The sequence below is a fragment of the Proteus sp. G2669 genome, assembly GCF_009915245.1.
Classification (GTDB): domain Bacteria; phylum Pseudomonadota; class Gammaproteobacteria; order Enterobacterales; family Enterobacteriaceae; genus Proteus.
The window spans coordinates 1-16,810 of sequence record NZ_JAABLX010000023.1 but is presented as its reverse complement, the minus strand read 5'-3'; the positions used below and the strand labels follow the sequence as shown (position 1 = coordinate 16,810).

The window sequence follows — 16,810 nt, the reverse complement described above, 5'->3', positions numbered from 1 at the left end:
CGCTTGTCAGCCACTTGTTGTTGTTAGAAAGTTTCCCAGTTAGCGGGATCTTCAACACTGCTGCTCTTTTTCTTTTCTGAGGTTCCTGGTTTTATAAGTGGAGCAGCGGCTTTAACTACAGGGGTTGCATCCGATTCCTTTCTTTCTAGCGTTTTTTCTTCCTGACCCGGTAATTTGAAGATTGAAACTAAGCGGGTTAATGCAACTGCTTGATCTTCAAGACCAGCAGCAGCGGCTGCAGATTGTTCTACTAAAGAGGCATTTTGCTGAGTGACACGATCCATTTCAGATACCGCAAGGCCAACTTGTGAAATACCTCGGCTTTGCTCATCTGATGCAGAAGCGATTTCGCCCATAATGTCAGTAACTCGAGTTACAGAGTCCACAATACGCGTCATCGTCTCACCCGCACTTTCAACAAGCACAGAGCCTGTTTCAGTACGGCTTACAGAATCTTCAATCAGTGTTTTTATTTCTTTAGCAGCTTCTGCACTTCTCTGTGCAAGGTTACGAACTTCACCGGCAACTACCGCAAATCCGCGACCATGCTCACCGGCTCTTGCTGCTTCAACGGCTGCATTCAGTGCCAAAATATTGGTCTGGAATGCAATACCATCGATAACGGCAGTAATATCGGTGATTTTCTGAGAACTTCCGGCTATGTCGTGCATTGTTTGCACCACATTAGCAACAACTTTTCCGCCTTGACGGGCGATATCTGAGGCATCGTTGGCAAGGTTACTTGCTTGACGAGCGTTATCTGCGTTCTGTTTTACCGTTGCAGTTAACTGTTCCATGCTTGCCGCAGTTTCTTCTAGTGAAGCCACTTGCTCTTCGGTACGTGCAGACAGATCATTATTTCCAGCTGCAATTTCACTCGTGCTGTTATAAATATTTTCTGTGCTCTGATAGACTCCACGAACGGTTTGAATAAGCTCTTGTTGCATATGCTTTAAGCCATTCGCTAACAAGCTCATTTCATTACGGCCATTCACTTCAATATTTGGACGTAAGTCCCCTTCGGAGAAGGTTTTAATACTTAATAGAAGTGAATTTAATGGTCTAATCAAGGCATTACGTAACGCAAACCAGCATAAAATTAATGCAGAGATAACGATAATGGCTAAAACAACCATTGTGATAACAGTACGTTGGTGAGAGGCTTCTAATGCCACGTTTAATTCATCATTAAACTTCTCATTACGCATAACGTAGGCAAGATATTCTTTATAAAAAGCATCTTGATAACCTGTCGTTGGTTGCTCAAAAAAGTCTTTTAAATTATTATCTTGAAGTAAAATTTCCAATTGATTTAATGCAGAGAAATATTCGATAAAACGCCCTTTTAGGCTACGAACATCATCTTCTGAGTGAACTTGATAAGCAGTAATATTCTTTTCAAATTCTTTAAATTTCTCATCTGCACGAGACATATTTTTACGAGCAAGACCCGTGAGATAGTCAACAGAAAGAGAATCATCCACATTCAGGTTTTTATCTTGTAATAAAAAGCTAATCGCAGCACGATTAATATTATTACGAGCTTGGAGTAAGTTAGCCCAACTTTCGTCTAGGCGCTCACGTTGATCCTGTATTATCAGTGTTTTATTCAGGTCATTTCTTGTCTCAACAATATTTGAGTAAAAAACTCCCCCGGAGATAAATTGCAAAACACCAAACAACAGAAGAATGGATAATAATCCAGTCACTATTTTCATTCGGCTAAACATAGTTTCCCTTTTTTATAATAAATGGTAATGAGCAAGTTATCGGCAGACTTAAGAGAAACTTTATAGGTTTCATTTCGTCTTAGTCACGTTTTTGCCCCATTAAAAAGCGGTGGTAATACTTGTTTTTAATTAAAATTATAAGTATAAAAAACTTTATATTTATTTCCGTCAGTAGAAAAACATTACAACTAGGTGATAGCTACTTATAAATTAATAAATAATAAAATAGAACTTAACTCAAATTATCAGTTCTTTTTTATCTTTAAATTTACCTTAAAGTTAATTTAATGCTTTAGCACTCGCTAATAAAATAAAAAAGACAGAAATAGCTATTCCGGCAAATTTACCGGAACAGTATTTAGATTATTTTTAAAAAATAAAAACTTATTTAGCCTGAATTGTTGCGCTATCAACTAATTCCATTTCTTCGCTGTTGAGCAATTTCTCAATATCAACAAGAATAAGCATTCTTTCATCTAAAGTGCCTAAACCTGTTAAATATTCTGTAGACATTGTGACCGCAAACTCTGGCGCAGGGCAGATTTGCTCTGGCTTTAGCGTAAGAACATCAGAAACGCCATCAACAACAATTCCCACAATTCTATTTAATAAGTTAACCACAATAACAACAGTATTGTCATTATAAGTTACACTTTCTTGTGAAAATTTAATACGCAGATCAACAATCGGAACAATAACGCCCCGTAAATTTGTTACCCCTTTAATAAAGCTAGGTGAATTAGCAATACGAGTAACTTGATCATATCCACGAATTTCTTGAACCTTTAAAATATCAATTCCATATTCTTCGTCGCCCAGCGTAAAAATTAGAAATCCTTGTCCAACAGTTTCACCGGATAATTTCTCGAAATGTTCCGAAGCCATAATCTTATTTTATCCTCACTATTAAATGACTGCGCTTGCAGTTGTATTCTTTTTCTTATTTGTCATTTGTGTATGACTTAAGCGTTGTAATTCTGGTACATCAAGAATTAAAGCCACACTACCATCGCCCATAATTGTTGCGGCAGAAATACCCGGTACTTTTCGGTAATTGCTTTCTATATTTTTAACGACCACTTGATGCTGACCAACTAATTTATCTACCAATAAAGCATAACGGCGTCCGGCACTTTGTACGATAACCGCAATCGCTTGAGTAATATCTGTTTGAGCACCTTCAATATTAAAAGTACGATGCAATTCGATGAGAGGTAAATATTCTCCTCTTACTTGCAATAATTTCTCATCACCCGCTAATGGATAAATATCATCCTCTTCAGGTTGTAAAGAACTAACTACTGTACCTAATGGCAGAATAAAGACTTCGTCTTGTACTTTAACTGACATGCCATCCAAAATAGCTAATGTAAGCGGCAGTAAAATACGAATACGAGTCCCTTTGCCCACTTCAAAACTAATTTGAATTTGACCGCCCATCTCTTGGATATTTCGTTTCACAACATCCATACCCACACCACGGCCAGAAACATCAGTCACAACTTCTGCGGTTGAGAATCCAGGTGCAAAAATCAGCATAGCAACTTCTTCATTGCTCATATTTTCAGAAACTGAAAGCCCTGAAGAAATGGCTTTTTTCAAAATCCGTTCGCGGTTTAAACCAGCACCATCATCAGTCACTTCAATACAAATATTGCCGCCTTGATGTTCAGCAGACAATGTTAATTGTCCTGCTTCTGGCTTGCCAACAGCAACGCGATCTGCTGGCATTTCAATACCATGATCGAGACTATTACGGACTAAGTGAGTTAGTGGATCGATAATTTTTTCAATTAAACTTTTATCAAGTTCTGTCGAGCTACCAATCATGTTTAGCTCAACTTTTTTATTCATTTTACCTGCTAAATCACGTACAACTCGAGGGAATCGGCTAAATACATATTCCATTGGCATCATACGAATCGACATCACAGATTCTTGCAGATCACGAGAATTGCGTTGCAGTTGTGCAATACAACTTAATAAATCGCTGTATATAGACGGTTCAAGGCTATCGCTATGCTGAGCCAACATTGATTGTGTGATAACCAATTCACCGACTAAGTTGATAAGTTGATCCACTTTTTCAACCGCAACACGAATACTGGTTGATTCTGTTTTAGGAGTTGGTGCAGTAGCGGGTCTTTTAGCAGGTGTCGACACTGTCGCAGCTGGTGTTTTAACCGGTTCTGGTGTTATTACTTTTTCAGCAGCAATAGATTGAACAGATGCTGGATGCTCAACTTGGTTTTCAATATGAGCGCCATCAGCAGATATTTCACTCTCTTCTGATGTCGTAATATGTTCTGCCGTTTCTTCTGTCGCGGTATTTTGTCTAAACGAGATTTGTTCAGGCTCAATCACAAAACAGAGTACCGCACTAATATCTTCTTCTGTTGCGGTTGTTTTTAATATTGCCTCAAGACCATGATGTTGTTTTTCAACTTGGCTTACTTCCCCAAGATGTTTTAATTCATCAAGCATTAAATCAATATCGGTCTCTTTAAGATCAGACAAAATAATGTGATGGTAATAATGTCCATCAGCAGCCATTTTCGATGTTTCTTCTACAATGGCGTCATTTTGTACACTTTCAACATCCGATGATGAGGCAGAAGTTTCAGTCTCAGTGACGTGTAAAACTGAAGTTTCAGATCCAGCAACGGCCTCAACATGAGGAGCTGATTGTTCTTCTTTTACATCGAGAGCCAGCTGACGCAACTTCTCACAAATATAGTTAAATGTTTCCTCATCAGGTTCTTGTGAGTTTTTATGTGCATCCAATTGCTGTTGCATAATATCTTTCGCTTCCAGAAACAGGTTAATAATGTCGTCGGTGAGCGCCATCTCATGACGTCTTGCACTATCGAGCAAGTTTTCAAGCACATGAGTGGTCTGTTGAAGTTTAACGAAGCCAAATGTTGCAGCTCCTCCTTTTATGGAGTGTGCACTACGGAAAATCGCATTCATCTGTTCTTGATCTGGATTTTCTGGATCAAGTAACAGTAAATGCTGTTCCATATCAGCTAACAACTCATCTGCTTCATCAAAAAATGTTTGATAAAACTCAGTAATATCCATCGTTACTCATTCACCTTTACGCGATTACCAACAAATTAGGGGGCTGTTCCCTGTTTTGTAGTAATATTTGTCGATTGTGATGGCAAACTTTCCCCAGAAACTCCTGTTTCAACATTTTCCTTTTTTGATTCGGGAAGCTCAGATGCAGAAGACACAGACGACCCCGCCTGTGTATTTGCTGCTTTTTCTTGTGGGGTTTCTTGCCCTGAAAGTAGAGGCTCAATTTCTGAAGCCTCAGTTACTGTCGGTGCAACCCGCTCATTTTCTTGTACAATTTTTTGTTCTGCTTGCTTCGTTAAGACCAAAATACTGATCCGTCGGTTAGCTGGAGCAAAACCATCCTCTTTAACTAAATGAACTGTTGATGCCATACCTACAACACGCAACACTTTCCACTCACTTAATCCTGCACCAATTAATTCCCGTCGAGAGGCATTAGCGCGATCGGTTGACAATTCCCAGTTACTATATTTAAAAGCGCCACTTGCATAAGGAATATCATCGGTATGACCCGATAAACTGATTTTATATGGTGTGTCATTTAAAATAGGGGCAATAGCCGTCAAAATATCCTTCATATAAGGTTCAACGGTGGCGCTACCAACTCTAAACATAGGGCGATTTGCTTTATCGATAATTTGAATTCGTAGGCCTTCATCCATCATGTCTATTAATAAATGAGGCTTCAGATCTTTTAATCTAGGATCATTTAAAATGACCTGTTCTAAATTATCTTTTAATCGGCGGAATTGTTGCTTTTCATTGAGCTGTTTATCTTCCTCGCCTTTTGGCAAGACATCCCCTTCGTTATAGACAGGATCACGCCCTCCTCCAGGAATAGGATTTGTTGCATCTCCACTAAATCGCCCTTTTTCAATCGCGACTTTTAACGGTGTACGAAAATATTCTGCTACACGAGTTAATTCTTGTGGACTAGAGATTGAAAGTAACCACATCACAAGAAAGAAAGCCATCATTGCAGTCATAAAGTCAGCATAAGCTATCTTCCATGCACCACCGTGAGCGTGATGTTGCTTTCTCCCTCGCTTTTTAACTCGAATGATTTGTGAATTACTCTTCATAATTACTCTTCTTTCATTGCATCAGGATTTGCCTGCATCGGTGTCCGTACCTGACGTACATGTTCTTCCAATTCAATAAAAGAAGGTCTGTCTGCCAGAAAGAGGGTTTTACGTCCAAACTCAACCGCTATCTGTGGCGCATATCCATTCATGCTAGATAACAGTGTTGTTTTGATACACTCCATCATTTTCATTTGTTGACTAGAGCGCTGTCTGAGTCGAGAAGCTAATGGCGAAATAAAACCATATGCTAATAAAATACCTAAGAAAGTCCCGACCATTGCATGACCAATGAGAACGCCCATTTCACCAGCAGGTCTATCGGCTGCACCTAACGCATTAACGACACCCATCACCGCAGCAACAATACCAAATGCGGGTAGTGAATCACCCATGGCAGATAATCCCGTTGCAGGAACTTCGCTCTCTTCCTCAAAAGTTGCAATCTCTTCATCCATCAGAGATTCAATTTCATAAGGATTCATATTTCCTGTCACCATGAGACGCATATAATCAGTAATAAAACTGAGCATATAGACATCTTTCATAATGCGGGGATATTGGGAAAAAATATCACTTTGCTGTGGGTTTTCGATATCTCTCTCTAATGCCAACATGCCGTTTTGACGCGCTTTTGACAACAAACGAAACATGAGTGCCATTAAATCCATGTACATCGCTTTATTGTAATTGGTACTGCGAAGTAATTTCGGTAGGATCTTCATTGTTGATACAATTGCTCTACCATTATTACCTACAATAAAAGCACCGATACCGGCACCAAAAATGATTATAAATTCGGCTGGCTGGTACAAGGCGCCTAAACTACCACCGACGAGAAGATATCCCCCGATGACGGCGCTCATAACCACGATATATCCTAAGAGTACTAACACGCGATATCCCTTTAGCTAATTTCGTTATAGAGAGAATGGCGAACATAGCAGCAAGAGATAGGAGTGGGAGAGGAAACGGCTCAGGTTATAGATAACTAAGCTCTATAACCTGATATTTAACTTTCAATCTCGAATCACATTGCAAACTGTTCAAGACCATCCAACAGTTGTAAGTTAATATCGGCAGGATTGGCGGAAAGTTTACGTTTTTTTATTGCGCGAGAAGGAGGCTGGCAAAGACTACAAACATAATTGCTAGCAGGCTGGTGTGCGTGTGTAATAAATGAACCATTACATTTGGTGCAAACTGAAAGTTGTAACATACCACTTTCAACAAAGCGTACTAATGTCCATGCTCTTGTTAGTGCTAAAATAGGTTCTTGATCTTTAACAGGTGGACATTGTTCTAAGTATAAACGATAAGCTTTAACAACTGCCTCAACTCCTACACATCCCCCATTTTTCAATAAAAAACGATAAGCATTGTAGAACATTGAGGAATGGATATTTTGTTCCCATGTCATAAACCAATCCGTTGAAAAAGGTAACATTCCTTTTGGAGGGGGGCTCCCTCTTAATTCTTTGTATAATTTAATTAAACGCCCCCGACTTAATTGAGTTTCACTTTCAAGCATTTGTAAGCGGGCACCCAAGGTGATTAATTCCATTGCTAAGCGAATGTCTTTCGCTTCTCGGACGATACTTTTCTCACTCATTGTTATGCCCGTTTCTTTGTTGCAGAAGTATCTTGTTCCGCTAACTGACGAAACAAGTTTGAAGAAAGAAGAATTCCAGTATGGATCTGTTGTAAATCATCCACTCTATATTCTTTGGTGAGTTGTTCTATTGTTTCGCTGTCTTCAAACCGGAAATTACAGATTAGTTGGTTTGTTTCAGCCAACTTAACCAATTGAGGCAATGTAAGCTCTGCAAGAGCATCAGCCATGGAATCACTAATACCAAGCCTAAACATTGCTGAAGCCTTTTCTTGGTTAATTAACCTTTGCGCCAAAAGCAAATACGATAAATTTATGTCATAAATATGCTTAAGCAATTCAACCGTACTCATCTCTTTACATCCCGTCCGATTATATTGAACAAAGAGGATCTTCCTAATGAAAGATCCCGAGGAAATTAATATAAATGTAATATTAAATTTCCAGGCCCCATTTTATGAACATGACACGTAGTAACACTACCTTGTATTACTTAGTTACGGTCATTTTCAAAAGTAGCGAAAAAAACATTTAAATTAAAAGTAAACTTTAAATGCTCGCTAATATAGCTCGTTAAGAATAATCCTAACGCGACAACTTTACTCCTTACGATTAAGTTATTCAACGGATAAAGTAGTCCAATTTAAATACTATGTGAGTCACATCACAAAAAGATAATCATTATTATGGAATTAGTTCATTAACTATTCAAGTGATAAAAGTAATAAAACTCTGTGTAAATTAATAAGCTAATCTACCCAAATTAAAATATTAATGATAATTTTTTATTTTATACGATCTATTAAACTTATAAACCTAAAAATACAGCATAAAAATTTGACAAATCCACAATTGAAGATTTTTTTGATCACAGTAACATATATTGCAATATCTACTCCTCATCTTTATCTAAACAAGCTCTTCCAGTTTAATAAATATTTCTACAGATATTATTTTTTTCATCATTTACTTAAACCCTCAGAAATGATCACTTTTTATTTACAATTTGTTTGAAAAATAGACTACCATAATTATTTCTAGTTATTCTTTTTTTTATCTTAATTTAAGCATCTATTTTTTCTTTTAAAATCAAAATGATAAATCCATGCTTTTATGATTCAGAAGGATAAGCCATATAAAATTAAATTCTTAGTTATGCACCATCACCCTTAAATCATTGAATATTTATTTCCACAAGATTAAAGTTTCATATGTAATAGTATAAATATACTTATATTTAAAGGTGGCCTTTTAACACTTAAATTACAGAACTCTTAATAAGAGTTTTATTGACTGTAAATTAGTCACGACTAAATAATATCCCCATATAAGTAAGTTTTATTTATGAATTATAGTTTATTTTATAAACAGACAATATTTGCGCTAGCTGTTTTTTTAATATTAAAGATAGAAATAAGAAAAAAGAAATTTAATAGTAAATAATTTCATACCAATCAAATTAATAAGTGAGAATATAAATACAATACAATATTTGGCTTAAGAAAAATGTAAGAAACACTGAGTTAATTTATAAAAATAAGCCCTATTTAATTAAATTAAAAAAAGAAAATTTAAAAATAAATATTTAAAAACACAATTACATATATTGATAAAATAAATTTCAATAAACTATAGACATTATATTCAATGAAGAAAAATAAAAAAATTAAGAAGAACTTGATTTTTTATATTATAAAATTTACCTTTTTTATTATAAAAAATAGACTGAAATTGAAATATTAATTTCAGTTTTATAAAAAAAATATTTAGAGTTCCCTAATATAAAGTGATTAATTCACAAAAGAACAGAATCGAATATAAATTTTGTTTCTTCTATTTGAGATTACAGCAAAATGCTGAAAAAGCCTGTACAGACAAACACACCACGCCATGCTTAACACTTGTATACCCAATCCTTTTAAATGTAAACAAGACAAAATGAATGCGATCAAAATAACATCTTATTGATTACTCCATTATCATTAATACAAACTATAAAATATCAAATGTTACTTTTTATCATTGAAACTAACTTTCACCGTAATTTGTTTTACTCCTAAAAATGATGAGTATTGTTTCACTTTCCCTCCCCTTCAGTGTTCAGAATCTTCATTTTAACCTAGCTAGCACAAGTCTTAATGCATTACAGAGCCAAAAGTGCTGATATTAAGTAACACCATTGCTTAACAAAAGTTGATGTTGACAGAGTTAGGCACAGGCTGATATTTAAACACCGTTATATTTTTATTTAGATAGCTAAAATACATATCTAAATATTCATCTCTACTTATCACTAATTTAGCCCGTATTATTACCCTTTTTTTGAGTAATTTGGGGTTTAAAAAGACATTTTCTCTCCATAAAAAAGTAATAAAAATATTGATATATCTAAGTAATTTAGATCTATATCTCATTTATTAGATCAAGCTTAAAAAGCAATAACAAGGTTCCATCATTTACACCCCAAAAGTGTTCTGTTTTTTGTGAAAAGAAGAATCAGCAAAAATATTGTAACTTTATTTTTCAAATCGAAAATAATTGAGATTATTCATGCCGTGAATACAAATAGTTTGTGTATTGCTTTCAGTTCTATTGAAATGAGCCCTATCTTTTTGAGATTGCTATCGTGAAATGTTTATCATCTTTTTTTGATGACATAGTTTTTTAATTAATGGTAGTTCGAACTTGTTTTTATCTTTTTAAGTAAATCAAAAAGGTCAATATCTCAATAATCCTTTATATTTATTTTCAGAATAAATGACAATGGCATAGCTATTTCACACTAAGATAATTCTCCTTCTGTAATAAGTAAGATTTACATCCTTGACAAAGTTACAAATAATAAAATCATGAAATTATTATTTTAAACAAAGAAATGCTTGGTATGATTTTTCTATTCTCATTATAAGATTACTTATTGGTATCATTTTTCCTACATGCTTTTTACAAAAAAAATCACATTCTTTCAAAAAATTTTGCACACCACTGATGAGCAATTATAAACAACATTACACAGCCATTCATCAGCTTTGCTGTAGCGGGTTAAACTTGCTATTTAACTACACTCGGCCCACTTTTTCTGGGCGCTAATTTGGTTAAATTAAAAATATTACTCAAAAATTGAAACTTAAACCAAACCTGATAAAAAACATTGATATATATTTCGCCAAATACATTGAAATAATTTGAGAGTATTATTTAGGTATTAAAAAAATTCCCAGTATAATCAATAGAAAACACGCTTTTCGACCCAAAATTCTATACTGCGCTAAGTCCCTTAATAACGACTTTTTGTCCTACAATACACCTAAGTACCTCATTTAATAAGTAAATAACTTGTAGCAAACGCTTACTTGATTTTGATGTTCATCGTTTATTCAAAATAAAATAAACAGTGATAAATCAAACCAATCTGAAATCAATAATTAATAAAATAGAGAAACCATATCAAATACGCTAAAACTCTATTCAGTCATTTTCACTTAAAGCTCACAAAATACGGGTTAACCACAATATAAATAATTGCATATTAATCAAATTACATAAAAATGGGTATTTAAAATAAAACGAAAATAATTCCTCTCTTTTTCTGTGTATTTCTAATTAGCCAGCTATGAATAAAAAGTCCTATTTTTTATTCCGTAGAGTAATAGTTACGCAAATAATAATTACGCAAACAAAATACTTTATTTATATATGTCAGTAATAATACTTAACACATGATACAGATCTCACTACCTTCAATAAGGTACTTAGTTTTAAAATTAACCATTACGTTTATTTGCTCACAAACAATATGGTTATATGCTTATAACTTTCTATAACATTTATATTCTTTTTAAATTATTTTTTAATATCTTCCCTATATTAAGGAAACAAAAAACTCCCTATATAGAATATAGAGAGCCATCATAAGAGACACATTTAACGCAAACTATTGTTAGTTAAGCAGGGTGTTCAGCTGCAATTTTCCAATTAATAGCACTTACACTTTTTTCTAAGCTAACACGGCAGACAATAGCCTCTATCTCTTTTTGTTCAACGGGAGTTGCAAGCAGCTCAGCACAAACTTCTAGTTGGCTAGGCATCAATGTATCTGCACTACTCAAAGATTGTAATCGAACATGTAAACCATTTATTGCTTGCAAAATAAGGGTTCTCACTAAAACTTCATCTTCTTCATGACAAATAATTCGAATTGAGTAACGTTGCTCAATATCTATCGCTTGGTGTTGTGGCTGAGCATTAATACGTTGAGCGGCTTCTCGTAATAAAATATTCGCACAAAGAATTAGAAGTGTTGCTATAGTCGCCAATTGATACAAACCTAAACCACATAACACACCAATTCCAGCAGAACACCAAAGTGTTGCCGCGGTGTTTAATCCTCGAATATTCATTCCTTCACGCATAATTACACCAGCGCCCAGAAAGCCTATTCCCGAAACCACTTGAGCCGCTATTCGGCCAGGACTATCAGGTGAAGTCTCGATTGAACTTAAGATAAAAACAGCTGCTCCGGTGGCAACGAGTGCATTCGTTCTTAAACCAGCCATTCTTTGTCGCCATTGACGCTCAGCTCCAATCAAAGCACCAAGACACATGGCAATCACCAAATTTAAAATATAAGGTGTCATCGTCATGTTTATTTCCTCTACATGATGATTAAAAAATAAGTATGAAAAATTTTCTCTAAATGTTCAGAGTATTGGAATTAACGTATCAACCTAGGTGGAGGAAATAGAGAGAAAAAAATGTAGCACATGCCTTTACCTTGTTTATTAGTAATATAAAGGAAATTTTTTGGGTAAGTGCAAACATCTGAATATATAAGAAAGGAATATTACAATGCACTGCCCACCAAAAATGGTAAGCAGTTTTAATGAAGAAAACAGCCTACCTATTGATTTGAACAAATCTATTTTGGGTTAACTGAGTTACCGTTAACCTACAACTTTGCGTATCCAAGGTGACTTCTCCCCACTAAAATTTAGCAAAAGTATAAGTAGCTGATTTAAAATTGTAAATGAACCGAACCTAAACACAAATCACTTTTCTTGTATTGGTCTAACAAATGTCCCTTCCCCACCCTCTTTTTCATTAAAAAACCAAATTCCTTTTGGATATTCAGGGAGTGATACTAAATACATAATACCTTCGTTAAATTCTTCAATAAGTAGGATGACCCCTTCACGATCGTCAACACCATCCGTTTTCACAACAACCTTATCATTAATCTGCATTTTCTCTCCTGATAAATATTATCATTCTCTTTTTATTTATTTTACCCATAAAGAAAAAGCCTGCCACCATAAGGTGACAGGCTTGAAGAAAATTTTTAAAAGGCTTTAAATTACAGAGCTGTTACGTTAGCAGCTGCTGGACCTTTTGCACCGTTTTCAATTGTGAATTCTACGTTCTGACCTTCAGCCAGAGTTTTGAAACCGTTACCTTGAATGGCAGAAAAGTGAACGAATACGTCTTTGCTTCCGTCTGCTGGAGTAATAAAACCAAAGCCTTTAGACTCGTTGAACCACTTAACTTGACCTTTCATTTTGTCAGACATGTGACTTTCCTATATATCAATAAAACGTTGCCTTCTCGGCATCTACTGGCCTGAACTACCTATAACTTATGGGCACACATGAAGAAAACGGTCAAAAAGCGATGCTGTTTAAAACTCATTAACTTAGAATGTCAATCATAAATCAGGTCTGTATTGAGGCCTTACTCATTAACGCATGAGACAAGTTTAATAGCAATAGTTTTATGCGTCTAAAGATTAAAAAAATGCGAATTGCACATTAAAAATACAATTCTTCCTCTATTTTTATCACTGTGTATAAAATTTATTTGATATTTTATCTCTATTATTAACAGTAACTAAGAATAATCTTAATGGCATTACAATAACAGTTAATGTCAGAATTTAAAAAAACTGTTCTACCTGCTTATCTTGTCTCCGTGATAATCTAGCAACAAGAAACAAGTTTGCAACATTCATCTCTTAAGGTGTTTACAATGAATGTATTAAAAGAAATCTTAGAGCGTGATTTAAACCGGATCAATAAAGCTGAAAAAAGAGACGGAAAGCCACACTTTAATAGTCAATTTTTGAAAAACCATATCTGGTTATGTATCAGCATGGTTCTCTCTTATATATTACTTGCCGCATTACTTATCTACTCTCCTTATTTTGGTATTATTTCACTAGTGCTTTTTACTTTGATGTTCCTAGTGATGGCCGGAGTGTTACTATTTGACATTAAGCCTATCTATAAATTTGAAGATATCGGCGTGCTTGATTTAAGAGTTTGCTATAACGGTGAATGGTATACTTTTGAGAAACTGTCTGATGAAGCAGTAAATGAAATTCAACAACATCCTGCAATTTCGCCACAAATAAAAGAAGACATTCGTGAGATTATTAGTAAAAAACAAGAAATTCATTTTTATGATGTCTATTTGATGGCGTTCGATCCTGTCCAGCAATCTATTTCAGCATCACAATTATCTCCCCAATCTTGATCTATTCTCCGTGTTAACCGTAAAAACACGGAGAATAACTTCTATTATTTAACCACTTTGTCGATAAACCAACCAAACAGATATTTAATCCACTTTTAGCGTTGACACTCTGATATATCATCGTTATTATGCGCCTCGTTCTCAAGAAGAACACGCTTCCTCCATAGTTCAGTTGGTAGAACGGCGGACTGTTAATCCGTATGTCACTGGTTCGAGTCCAGTTGGAGGAGCCAAATTTAGAAAAGCCCGCGCTATCACAGTGCGGGCTTTTTGCTATTAACTATTTCAACAATATTTTTCTATTAAAATCAGCCACTTTTCCTCATTTTTTAATCTGTTTTTTCATTTCTATCGCATTGTGGCTGTTTAGACCTCTTGTAAATAAGAGATAGCCCATAAATACGCTTGACTAAGTTTAACGATGCAAACCAATAATTTCTTGTTCTAAATGCTTTTTATACGCCTCAACATCTTTTTCAATTTGAGGTTGTTTTACCACATCAAACATTCCGAAGGTTTTTAATCCTTTCATACCTAAAAACTGATTTGCTTTGTGGAATGGAAAATACACAGCATCAATACCTTTTCCTTCAAAGAATTGCGCTTGTTCTTCAAAAGATTCAAATGGCGCATTCCAAGTCACAGAAAGTAAGTATTTTTTACCTTGTAGCAACCCTCCCGAACCATATTTTTTTGAAGGATCTTTTCGTGTGCGACCATCATCAATAAATAATTTACCGCTACCTGCACTAAATACATCATCAATATATTTTTTTAAGATCCAAGGCCCTTCCATCCACCACGCTGGCATTTGATAAATAATAACGTCAGCCCATAGATATTTATCAACTTCTTCATCATTATCGTAGCCATCATCAATACGAGTTGATTGCACATTTATCTGATGTGAAGATAGCAATGTTGTCGCAACTTGCGTTAAATGATCGTTGAGTTTTCCTTCAGAACCATCGAATTCTTTTGATGCATTAATAATAAATACGTTAGCCACTTCACACTCCTTTATATACCAAAATCTAATAGCATGACTGTAACGCAATCATTCATTATTGCTTTAACTCATTTCTCCATTATTCTTGCCTAATAATCCAAAGATACTCTTTCAGTGTCAGATTCTTTTAATCGTTGAATATCTTTTAAAGGGGCTAAACCAAATAATCGATGATATTCACGACTAAATTGTGATGGGCTTTCATATCCCACTCTAAATGCAGCTTCAGAAACGTCTGCCATTTCAATTAACATAATGCGTCGAGCTTCATTAAGGCGTAGCCATTTTTGATATTGTAGTGGTGTCATACCCGTTCGATTTTTAAAGTGGAAATGAAATGAAGAGGTACTCATTCCTACTAATGTGGTCAAATCTTCAATACGAATAGTATTTCGATAATGCATTTTAACCCAATCAAGAGCATGATTAATTTGGCGGCATTGAGGATGTTGCGATGCCAATAACTGCTGCCTTGCCCCACCATTTGATCGTAATAAGTAATAAAGGATCTCTTTTTGGATCAAAGGAGCGATAAAAGGCACATCTTCTGGTGTATCTATCAGTTTAATAAGTCTTGTGGCTGCTTGTAATATTGGTGCTGTGACGGGAACGACTTGTTGGGCTCTATGTTGATTGCTTTCTTGCAATAATTCAAATCGATTCTCTGCTAACAATTCAGGTAATAAAGAGAGATCTAATTTAAGTAAGATAGCTAAAAATGGCGCCTCTTTAGATGCTTCACAAACTTTAGCAAAAGTGGGTATATCAGATGATGTCAAAAGCATATTCATGGGACGATAACAATTTGTTTCTAAACCTATTGTTATTTGTTTTGCACCTTGAGCAGCAATAGCTAAACTTGGCTCATACATCCACCCTTCTGATTCTGTCGTTGTTGTATAGTGACACAGCGCTAATCCAGAAACAGCCGTATCCCAACCTCCTTCTTTATCTTTCGTATGGGAAAGGAGCGTTTTTTTAAATTCTTCGAACTCAATTAAAATCGGCGTTGATAAATCGGTGGTATTCATTATCTCTGGATCTTCTATTTAACCTCTGCATTACTTACATTGTATTATTAAACAGTATGAAAAACTTTCTTTTGAAAAGACCTCTTATTGTTCCTTATCGACTTTAGAATTACATCGCATAATAAAAATATCTTATTGAACATAATGTCTACTGATAACCATTTATTTTTTATACATTTTTATCAAAAAAGAAACAACTTGATGCACTCTTGAGCAAACAGTATTTTTTTTCATTTTTTTACTTTACAAGGTGACAAAGGATAGCTATTATTCGCCTCGTTCTCACGAGAACACGCTTCCTCCATAGTTCAGTCGGTAGAACGGCGGACTGTTAATCCGTATGTCACTGGTTCGAGTCCAGTTGGAGGAGCCAAATTTAGAAAAGCCCGCGCTATTATAGTGCGGGCTTTTTGCTTTCTAACTTTTTATTTTCTTCTTTGGTTTTTCTTGTCTCTTTTTCTTCAAGTTGAATCAATCGCTTTCTATAACTTAATGACTAATAAAAATACTCGTTTTTATATTTTCCATTTTACCTAGTGTGATTTATTGAATCATTTTTATCTTAAAGTAGCTTTATTTGATTTAAAATCTATAAATTAGTTATTTTTTAACCACTTAAACTATTATTTCACTTTTTTTACTTTACAAAGTTCATCACCCTCGCTATTATCCGTCTCGTTCTCACGAGAACACGCTTCCTCCATAGTTCAGTCGGTAGAACGGCGGACTGTTAATCC

The 16,810-nt window shown here is 35.0% G+C and carries 13 protein-coding genes and 2 tRNA genes; 3 read left to right on the top strand and 12 right to left on the bottom strand.

All coding sequences use genetic code 11. From position 1 onward, the window contains the following. Positions 1 to 23: 23 nt before the first annotated feature. The 10 genes from GWI68_RS05880 to cspE form a co-directional block, all read right to left on the bottom strand. On the bottom strand, positions 24 to 1,730 hold the full coding sequence (locus tag GWI68_RS05880; protein ID WP_109407824.1) for a methyl-accepting chemotaxis protein: 1,707 nt from the start codon (positions 1,728 to 1,730) through the stop codon (positions 24 to 26). A 384-nt stretch (positions 1,731 to 2,114) separates the two neighbouring features. Next, positions 2,115 to 2,615, bottom strand: a complete 501-nt coding sequence (cheW, locus tag GWI68_RS05875) for a chemotaxis protein CheW (RefSeq protein WP_023581802.1) — start codon at positions 2,613 to 2,615, stop codon at positions 2,115 to 2,117. Between the two features lie 21 nt (positions 2,616 to 2,636). Continuing rightward, positions 2,637 to 4,811: a chemotaxis protein CheA gene (gene cheA / locus GWI68_RS05870; RefSeq protein ID WP_166539680.1), complete on the bottom strand. Its 2,175-nt coding sequence runs from the start codon at positions 4,809 to 4,811 to the stop codon at positions 2,637 to 2,639. A 35-nt stretch (positions 4,812 to 4,846) separates the two neighbouring features. Next, entirely contained in the window at positions 4,847 to 5,893 is a 1,047-nt protein-coding gene (gene motB, locus GWI68_RS05865; protein WP_109407826.1) for a flagellar motor protein MotB, read from the bottom strand. Between the two features lie 2 nt (positions 5,894 to 5,895). Further along, positions 5,896 to 6,789 (bottom strand): flagellar motor stator protein MotA, encoded by an 894-nt coding sequence (motA, locus tag GWI68_RS05860; protein WP_036935706.1) that lies wholly within the window; start codon positions 6,787 to 6,789, stop codon positions 5,896 to 5,898. Between the two features lie 134 nt (positions 6,790 to 6,923). After that, positions 6,924 to 7,505 (bottom strand): flagellar transcriptional regulator FlhC, encoded by a 582-nt coding sequence (gene flhC, locus GWI68_RS05855; RefSeq protein WP_006533207.1) that lies wholly within the window; start codon positions 7,503 to 7,505, stop codon positions 6,924 to 6,926. 2 nt (positions 7,506 to 7,507) lie between these two features. Then, positions 7,508 to 7,858 (bottom strand): flagellar transcriptional regulator FlhD, encoded by a 351-nt coding sequence (gene flhD / locus GWI68_RS05850; RefSeq protein ID WP_166539679.1) that lies wholly within the window; start codon positions 7,856 to 7,858, stop codon positions 7,508 to 7,510. A gap of 3,591 nt (positions 7,859 to 11,449) precedes the next feature. Further along, positions 11,450 to 12,148 (bottom strand): MgtC family protein, encoded by a 699-nt coding sequence (locus tag GWI68_RS05845; RefSeq protein ID WP_072068540.1) that lies wholly within the window; start codon positions 12,146 to 12,148, stop codon positions 11,450 to 11,452. Between the two features lie 405 nt (positions 12,149 to 12,553). After that, positions 12,554 to 12,748 carry a protein DsrB gene (gene dsrB / locus GWI68_RS05840; protein WP_166539678.1) on the bottom strand — a complete coding sequence of 65 codons (195 nt, stop codon included), beginning with the start codon at positions 12,746 to 12,748 and terminating at the stop codon, positions 12,554 to 12,556. 110 nt (positions 12,749 to 12,858) lie between these two features. Next, positions 12,859 to 13,071 carry a transcription antiterminator/RNA stability regulator CspE gene (gene cspE, locus GWI68_RS05835; protein WP_004243573.1) on the bottom strand — a complete coding sequence of 71 codons (213 nt, stop codon included), beginning with the start codon at positions 13,069 to 13,071 and terminating at the stop codon, positions 12,859 to 12,861. Positions 13,072 to 13,526: 455 nt separating this feature from the next. Between cspE and GWI68_RS05830 the strand changes: the two genes are divergently transcribed. Both GWI68_RS05830 and GWI68_RS05825 read left to right on the top strand, forming a co-directional pair. Next, the gene (locus GWI68_RS05830; protein WP_164526463.1) at positions 13,527 to 14,033 is read left to right on the top strand and encodes a YlaC family protein; all 507 of its coding nucleotides are present in this window, start codon (positions 13,527 to 13,529) and stop codon (positions 14,031 to 14,033) included. Positions 14,034 to 14,190: 157 nt separating this feature from the next. After that, positions 14,191 to 14,266 (top strand) — tRNA-Asn (locus GWI68_RS05825). Positions 14,267 to 14,448: 182 nt separating this feature from the next. On the opposite strand, the gene GWI68_RS05820 is transcribed toward GWI68_RS05825, so the two are convergent. Together GWI68_RS05820 and GWI68_RS05815 are read right to left on the bottom strand one after the other, a co-directional pair. Next, positions 14,449 to 15,042 (bottom strand): NAD(P)H-dependent oxidoreductase, encoded by a 594-nt coding sequence (locus GWI68_RS05820; RefSeq protein WP_166539677.1) that lies wholly within the window; start codon positions 15,040 to 15,042, stop codon positions 14,449 to 14,451. A gap of 89 nt (positions 15,043 to 15,131) precedes the next feature. Continuing rightward, positions 15,132 to 16,073, bottom strand: a complete 942-nt coding sequence (locus tag GWI68_RS05815) for an AraC family transcriptional regulator (RefSeq protein WP_166539676.1) — start codon at positions 16,071 to 16,073, stop codon at positions 15,132 to 15,134. A 297-nt stretch (positions 16,074 to 16,370) separates the two neighbouring features. Between GWI68_RS05815 and GWI68_RS05810 the strand changes: the two genes are divergently transcribed. Then, positions 16,371 to 16,446, top strand: a tRNA-Asn gene (locus tag GWI68_RS05810). Positions 16,447 to 16,810: the final 364 nt, after the last annotated feature.